This window comes from Streptomyces sp. BBFR2 (genome assembly GCF_044497305.1).
Taxonomy (GTDB): domain Bacteria; phylum Actinomycetota; class Actinomycetes; order Streptomycetales; family Streptomycetaceae; genus Streptomyces.
On record NZ_CP172415.1, the window covers coordinates 7155173 to 7161291 of the forward strand.

Below are 6119 nucleotides of genomic sequence, written 5' to 3' on the forward strand. Positions count from 1 at the left end.
CACCCGCCACACATCACTCAGGAGCAGCGCCACATGCCCTCCGCCCTCTTCGTCGTCACCGCCGCCACCCACTGGACGCTCACCGACGGCACCCCACACCCGACCGGCTACTGGGCCGAAGAGCTGGCCGAACCCCACCGGATATTCCGCGAAGCCGGCTACGACATCACCCTCGCCACCCCCGGCGGCGCCCCCGCACCCGTCGACCAAGGAAGCCTGAGCGCGGCAGCCAACGGCGGCGCGGAGCGAGCCGCCGCCATCGGCACCTACCTCGACACGATCCACGACACACTCAACGCTCCCGCCACGCTCGAGAACATCGACCCCGACGCCTACGACCTGGTCTTCTACCCCGGCGGCCACGGCCCGATGGAAGACCTCGCACTCAACGAGGCATCCGGCCGGATCCTGACCCGCACACTCGACTCGGGCAAGCCCCTGGGCATGCTCTGCCACGCCCCCGCCGCACTCCTCGCCGCCCACCGCGAGGACGGCAGCCGCCCCTTCGCCGGCTACCGGATGACCTCCTTCACCAACGCGGAAGAAGCCGCCGCCGGACTCGCCACCAAAGCCCCGTGGCTGGTCCAGGACCGCCTGACCGCACTCGGCGCCGACTTCACCGAAGCCACCCCCTTCACCCCGCACACCGTGACCGACCGCAACCTGTTCACCGGCCAGAACCCGGCCTCCTCCGCACCCCTCGCCCAGGCGATCGTCGACGCACTCTCCACCGACCCCGCAACACTCACAGCCCGGCTGCGCACCACCTTCGACACCGGCCGCACCAAGCCGCTCGCCTGGCGCCTCGACCGGCTCACCACCCTCCGCACACTCCTCACCGAGCACACCGACGTCTTCCTCGACGCACTCCACACCGACCTCGGCAAAGGCCGCACCGAGGCCTACCGCACCGAAATCGGCTTCACCCTCCACGAAATCGACCACACCGTGGAACACCTGGAGGAGTGGCTGCGGCCAAGGCCGGCCGCGGTTCCCGAAGCCCTACGCCCCGCCGAAGCCCGCGTGGTCCGCGAACCGCTCGGCGTCACGCTGATCATCGCCCCGTGGAACTACCCGCTCCAACTGGCCCTCGCCCCGCTGGTGGGAGCCCTCGCGGCCGGCAACACCGCCGTCGTCAAACCCAGCGAACTGGCCCCCGCCACCTCGGCCGCACTCGCCCGCCTGCTGCCCCACTACCTCGGCCGGGACACCGTGGCCGTCGTCGAAGGCGCCATCCCCGAAACCACCGCACTGCTGCAACAGCGCTTCGACCACATCTTCTACACAGGCAACGGCACGGTCGGACGAATCGTCATGACAGCCGCGGCCAAGCACCTCACACCCGTCACACTCGAACTCGGCGGCAAAAGCCCGGTCGTGATCGAGCCGGGCGCCGACCTGACAACCACCGCACAGCGGATCGTCCGCGGCAAGTTCCAAAACGCCGGCCAGACCTGCGTCGCCCCCGACTACATCCTCGCCATCGGCGACACCACGACGGAACTCGAAACGGAACTGACCCGCGCGATCCGCACAACGTACGGCGACGACCCGACGACCGAACCCGAATACGGACGCATCGTCAACGAACGCCACTTCGACCGGCTCATCACCCTGCTCGACTCCGGACGCCTCGTCACAGGCGGCGACCACGACCGCGCACACCGCTACCTCGCACCCACCGTGCTCGCGGACGTCACCCCCGACGCCCCCGTGATGCGGGAAGAAATCTTCGGCCCGATCCTGCCGATCATCACCGTGCCCGACCTCGACGCCGCGATCACCTTCATCAACCAACGCGACAAACCGCTCGCCCTGTACGCCTTCACCACCTCGGAACACACCAAGCAACGGCTCACCCAGGAAACCTCCTCCGGCGGCCTCGCCTTCGGCCTGCCCGTCTCCCACCTCGGCGTACCCGAGCTACCGTTCGGAGGCGTCGGAGAGAGCGGCATGGGCCGCTACCACGGCGAGTACTCCATCGAAACGTTCAGCCACACGAAGGCGATCTTCGACAAACCACTGGTCTAGGCCCTCCCGACCGACCCTTCCGCCCCCCCGGCCCAGCGACCTGTCCGCCGGGCCGGGGCACAAGGGCCGGTCGTGGCCCTGCCCCGCCAAGCAGGCCTGACCACCCACCGCCCACCACCCGGACCCCACCCAGCAGACAGATCCGAACCGCCCACCACCCACCCCGCCCACAGGAACCACACCATGCCCCTCCACCACCCCATCGACCACCGCGCGGCCGTGGCAACCGAGACCACCGCGTTCACCACCGTGCTCACCGGCGCCGACCTGACCACCCCGGTACCCACCTGCCCCGGCTGGACCCTGGCCGACCTGACCAGGCACACCGGCGGCGTGCAGCGCTGGTTCGCGACCCTCCTGCACGCACGCGTCCAAGAACCCCCACGCAGCCGCGACGTGGACCTGCGACTGCCGACCAGGCCGGACGGCTACCCCGACTGGCTGGCCCAGAGCGCGACGGTGGCCGCCACCGCGTTCGCGGCCACCGACCCGGACCTGCCGATGTGGGCATGGGGCGCCGACCAACACGCCCGCTTCTGGACACGCCGGATGCTCTTCGAGACGGTGGTACACCGGACCGACGCCGAACTGGCCCTCGGCACCCGACCCACGATCGACCCCGCGCTCGCAACCGACGGGATCGACGAATTCCTCGTCAACCTCCCCTTCGCCACCCCCTTCGCCCCCAAGGTGGCCAACCTGCGCGGCACCGGAGAGACCATCCGCTTCCGCACCACCGACACCAACGCCACCTGGTCCATCCGCCTGCGCCCCGACGGCTTCGGCACCCTCCCGGCCGACGCCTCGGCCCACACCACCGCGGACGCGACCGTCCACGCCACCGCGCCCGACCTCCTACTGGCGCTCTACGGCCGCCGCCGGCACACCGCCGAAGCCGTCGCATACGAGGGAAACCAAGACCTGCTGGCCCACTGGTTCACCAACTCCGCATTCTGACGAGAGAGCATCGGCAGTTGCTGGAACGAGCCGGCGAATGCGCTCTTCGGCCCTGTGCTGTGCGGGCGAGGAGCTTTCCCGGGCCCTGATCGGACCGGCGGATCAGCGCAGTCCGGCGAAGAGATCGTTCTCGGGTACGGCCGCACCGGTGGCGTCCTGGACACGTACGAACGTCTCCACGCCCATCAACTCGCCGAACCTCGCCTTGCCCATCTTGAGAAAGAATATGTTCTCGCCCTGACTGGCATGCGCGGCCAGCGCGTCGAACTTCTGACCGCTGAATGCGGTGGTGTCCACCCATGTGGTGATCTCATCGTCGGGGAGGCCGATCTCGGCCATCGCGGCGGCCTCGGCAGGATCCGGCTCCGGGACGTCCTCACCGAACTCGCGCATGGCCTCCCCGAACCGCTGCATCACTGAGCGGGGCATCGTCGTCCAATACACCTTCGATGTCAGCCCCGTACTCTCCAACGCCGCCATCGTGATGCGGTGGGCCTGAATGTGGTCGGGGTGGCCGTAGAAGCCGTTCTCGTCATAGGTGACGACCACATCGGGTCGGTAGTGCCGCAGGAGTTTCGCCAGCCGGGCGGCGCCTTCCTCCACAGGGGTCTGCCAGAAGGATCCAGGGGCGTCGTTGCTCGGCCAGCCCACCATCCCGGAGTCGCCATAGTCCAGCATTTCCAGATCACTGATCTTCAAGGCTTCACAGCTCGCCTCCAGCTCGTGACGACGCATCAACGCGACGGCCGCCGGATCGTGCCCGGGGTCACCCGGCTTGACACCCCCCGGCCCATCACCGCAACCGCCGTCGGTACACGTCACGAGAACCGTGCGAATACCCTCCGCCGCATACCGCGCGAGAACCCCTCCGGTACTGGTCGCCTCGTCATCGGGGTGGGCGTGCACTGCCATGAGCGTCAAGGGCCGATCAGCCATGAGTAAGTCCTCCCGTAGTAATACGAATTGGCCCGAGTGCGCGGTGGACCTACCACGATCCTGGGCCCGGATTCCGGCAGGCGGACGACCTTGTGGTGTCCGTGTTCCCCGCCGGCGCGTCGTTGGCTGCAACAGTGCCGGCCGGGCCGACTGTTCCCGGCACGGCCGACCGGCCTTTGGGCGTCGGAATTTCGACGTGAACGAGGACACCCCGCCGTCCGAGAACGCCGCATTCCTCTGGCCGCCGGCACCGACCTGTCGGACGCCATCGGCCACGAATCGCTGAGGGCGTACGAGTCACACGTTGATGCCGCAGCGCTAGCGCTGGGCCGGCTCGGGGCGGACGGCCGACGGCGAGAACTTCACCCGGGGTGCACGAAAGGCGCGACACGGATGTGCAACCACATCAAACTCACCCAAGCCAGCACCACCACAGCGACGCAAACCGCCACCACCGGCACCACGGCCCGCGTGACCCACCCAGCCCGGCAGCTCAGAAGAGACCTGGACAACCGCCAGGTCACCAGCGTGACCGCAGGGAAACCGAACAGCATGACCGGCAACTCCACATAAAGCAGACTCCAGTCCCGCTCGCCCTCAAAGCCACCACGCAAACCAGGCTGAGCCCCGTACCGCCACAAAACCAACCCAACCACCACGGCGGCGACCGCCACCCCAAAACCGACGGCGCCGGTCGACTCAACACGTTTGCGCATGCCCCTACAGACGCACCCCCTGACCACACGAGTTCCCCACCACCCATGACACCCCGCAGAACAAACACGCAGCAGGAGGCCACCCCGGCTGGACTGCCCGTGACCGCTGAACCGGCAGCGCCCTCCTAGCTCCTCGCCGACCTGATCGGCGCCGACGGCGTCCGAACTCCCGGAGACCTGGTGGACGCCGGGCCGCTCACCTCACCGATGCCCGGACGCAAACGGCTGCCTGTCCTCGCGTAGCTCTACGCCAGGACAGGCAGGGGACGAACGAGTGAAAGCGGGCTCTTTCTCCCCGGACACAGGAAGGCGGCATCGCAACAGACCGCGGGTAACAGCCGGCTCGGGACGCACAAGCAGCAACCCGCAAGACAAACGCGTCACTTTGCTTCGGCCCTCCGCTCCCGCTTCTCTCCGGCCTGACTCTCAACTCATTGGATTTCCCTCTTTTCCCTGCTTGTTGACGTAGTATGAGGTAGCGATAGCGAGTCCTGGAAGGGGTATCTGGTGCCGGATAGGAGTATTGAGTTCGGTAAGTTCGGCGCCCAAGGAATCAAGGGACATGAGGCAGTCGCGCGGCAACTGGATACGCTGGCCGGATTCATTGCCACGCCAATTACCGCACGTCGTGGTTTGTTGGCCCGCCTGCATTACCTGACTCGCTCTGATCATGCTCGTGCTGCTGCGCGGGAAGCGGGGTTGACGGTGACGGACCGTACGTTGAAGGCGTGGCTGGGCGGCAAGCGTGCTCCCAGTCGGTGCAACCTCGCCCGGATCGAAGACGCCTACCGGACCGTGCGCCGGAAGAATGTCGCGCGGTATCTGCTCGGTCGGCTCAACCGCGCGGGACGCGGGACGCGGGTGGAGTTCCACCCGCTCGACCAGTCGCAGGTCAGTCGGCCTCAACAACGAGTAGTCGGATACCGGACACTGAATGTACGTCACTGGGACGCCGTGGTCCGGGCATGGGCGGACCACGATGATGGCGCGCTCGACCGTGCCTGGTTCGACGACATCACCATCGAGCTGGGCAGCGACTACGGCGCGTACGAGTACGTGACCAACATCGGGTTCGCCGCTTGAGGCCCCGGAGGGGCCTTTGACGGCTCATCCGAAAATTTTCTAGAGCCGGAAAAATGACCCTGAGATTCAATACCCGGAAAATGCATGAGGATTTGCGCGGAGAACTGAAGCCCACTCATGATACTAACCCGGCGAAGAATGACAGACAAACAAACCAGAAATTTATTCGGGTTTTGACGGCAGGTCAAACCTTCCGAGAGCTCCTCGCGGATCTGCCCCACCCTGTTGCCAGCCGAGGAATTCGCGGAGCGAATTCCTTTCCTGCCTGAATCGCGGAGCGAATTCAGGCCCCAGCCAACGGAGTTGGCTGGGAATTCCGGCGGAGCCGGAATTTGGAAATGCGGAGCATTTCCTTTCCGCCGCGTAGCGGCGGCGCGTCGTGTCTGCGGAGCAGAC

General features: G+C 67.0%; 5 protein-coding genes and 1 pseudogene. 4 read left to right on the top strand and 2 right to left on the bottom strand.

Going from position 1 to position 6119, the window contains the following annotated elements; genetic code table 11:
* Nucleotides 1-33: 33 nt before the first annotated feature.
* The 3 genes and pseudogenes from ACGH2B_RS29720 to ACGH2B_RS29730 all read left to right on the top strand — a co-directional run.
* Nucleotides 34-726 (top strand): annotated as a pseudogene (locus ACGH2B_RS29720) (type 1 glutamine amidotransferase domain-containing protein); the annotation flags it as partial.
* Nucleotides 712-2031 (top strand): aldehyde dehydrogenase family protein, encoded by a 1320-nt coding sequence (locus tag ACGH2B_RS29725; protein ID WP_399096585.1) that lies wholly within the window; start codon nucleotides 712-714, stop codon nucleotides 2029-2031. The pseudogene ACGH2B_RS29720 and the gene ACGH2B_RS29725, both read left to right, overlap by 15 nt.
* 183 nt (nucleotides 2032-2214) lie before the next feature.
* Nucleotides 2215-2988 carry a maleylpyruvate isomerase family mycothiol-dependent enzyme gene (locus ACGH2B_RS29730; RefSeq protein ID WP_399081957.1) on the top strand — a complete coding sequence of 258 codons (774 nt, stop codon included), beginning with the start codon at nucleotides 2215-2217 and terminating at the stop codon, nucleotides 2986-2988.
* 102 nt (nucleotides 2989-3090) lie between these two features.
* On the opposite strand, the gene ACGH2B_RS29735 is transcribed toward ACGH2B_RS29730, so the two are convergent.
* Both ACGH2B_RS29735 and ACGH2B_RS29740 read right to left on the bottom strand, forming a co-directional pair.
* A complete protein-coding gene (locus ACGH2B_RS29735) occupies nucleotides 3091-3924 on the bottom strand; it encodes a PIG-L family deacetylase (RefSeq protein WP_399081954.1) in 834 nt (277 codons plus the stop codon).
* 362 nt (nucleotides 3925-4286) lie between these two features.
* Nucleotides 4287-4640: a hypothetical protein gene (locus tag ACGH2B_RS29740; protein ID WP_399081951.1), complete on the bottom strand. Its 354-nt coding sequence runs from the start codon at nucleotides 4638-4640 to the stop codon at nucleotides 4287-4289.
* Nucleotides 4641-5147: 507 nt separating this feature from the next.
* Here ACGH2B_RS29740 and ACGH2B_RS29745 point away from each other — a divergent pair.
* Complete coding sequence (locus ACGH2B_RS29745; RefSeq protein WP_399081948.1) at nucleotides 5148-5723, top strand: transcriptional regulator; 576 nt, start codon at nucleotides 5148-5150, stop codon at nucleotides 5721-5723.
* Nucleotides 5724-6119: the final 396 nt, after the last annotated feature.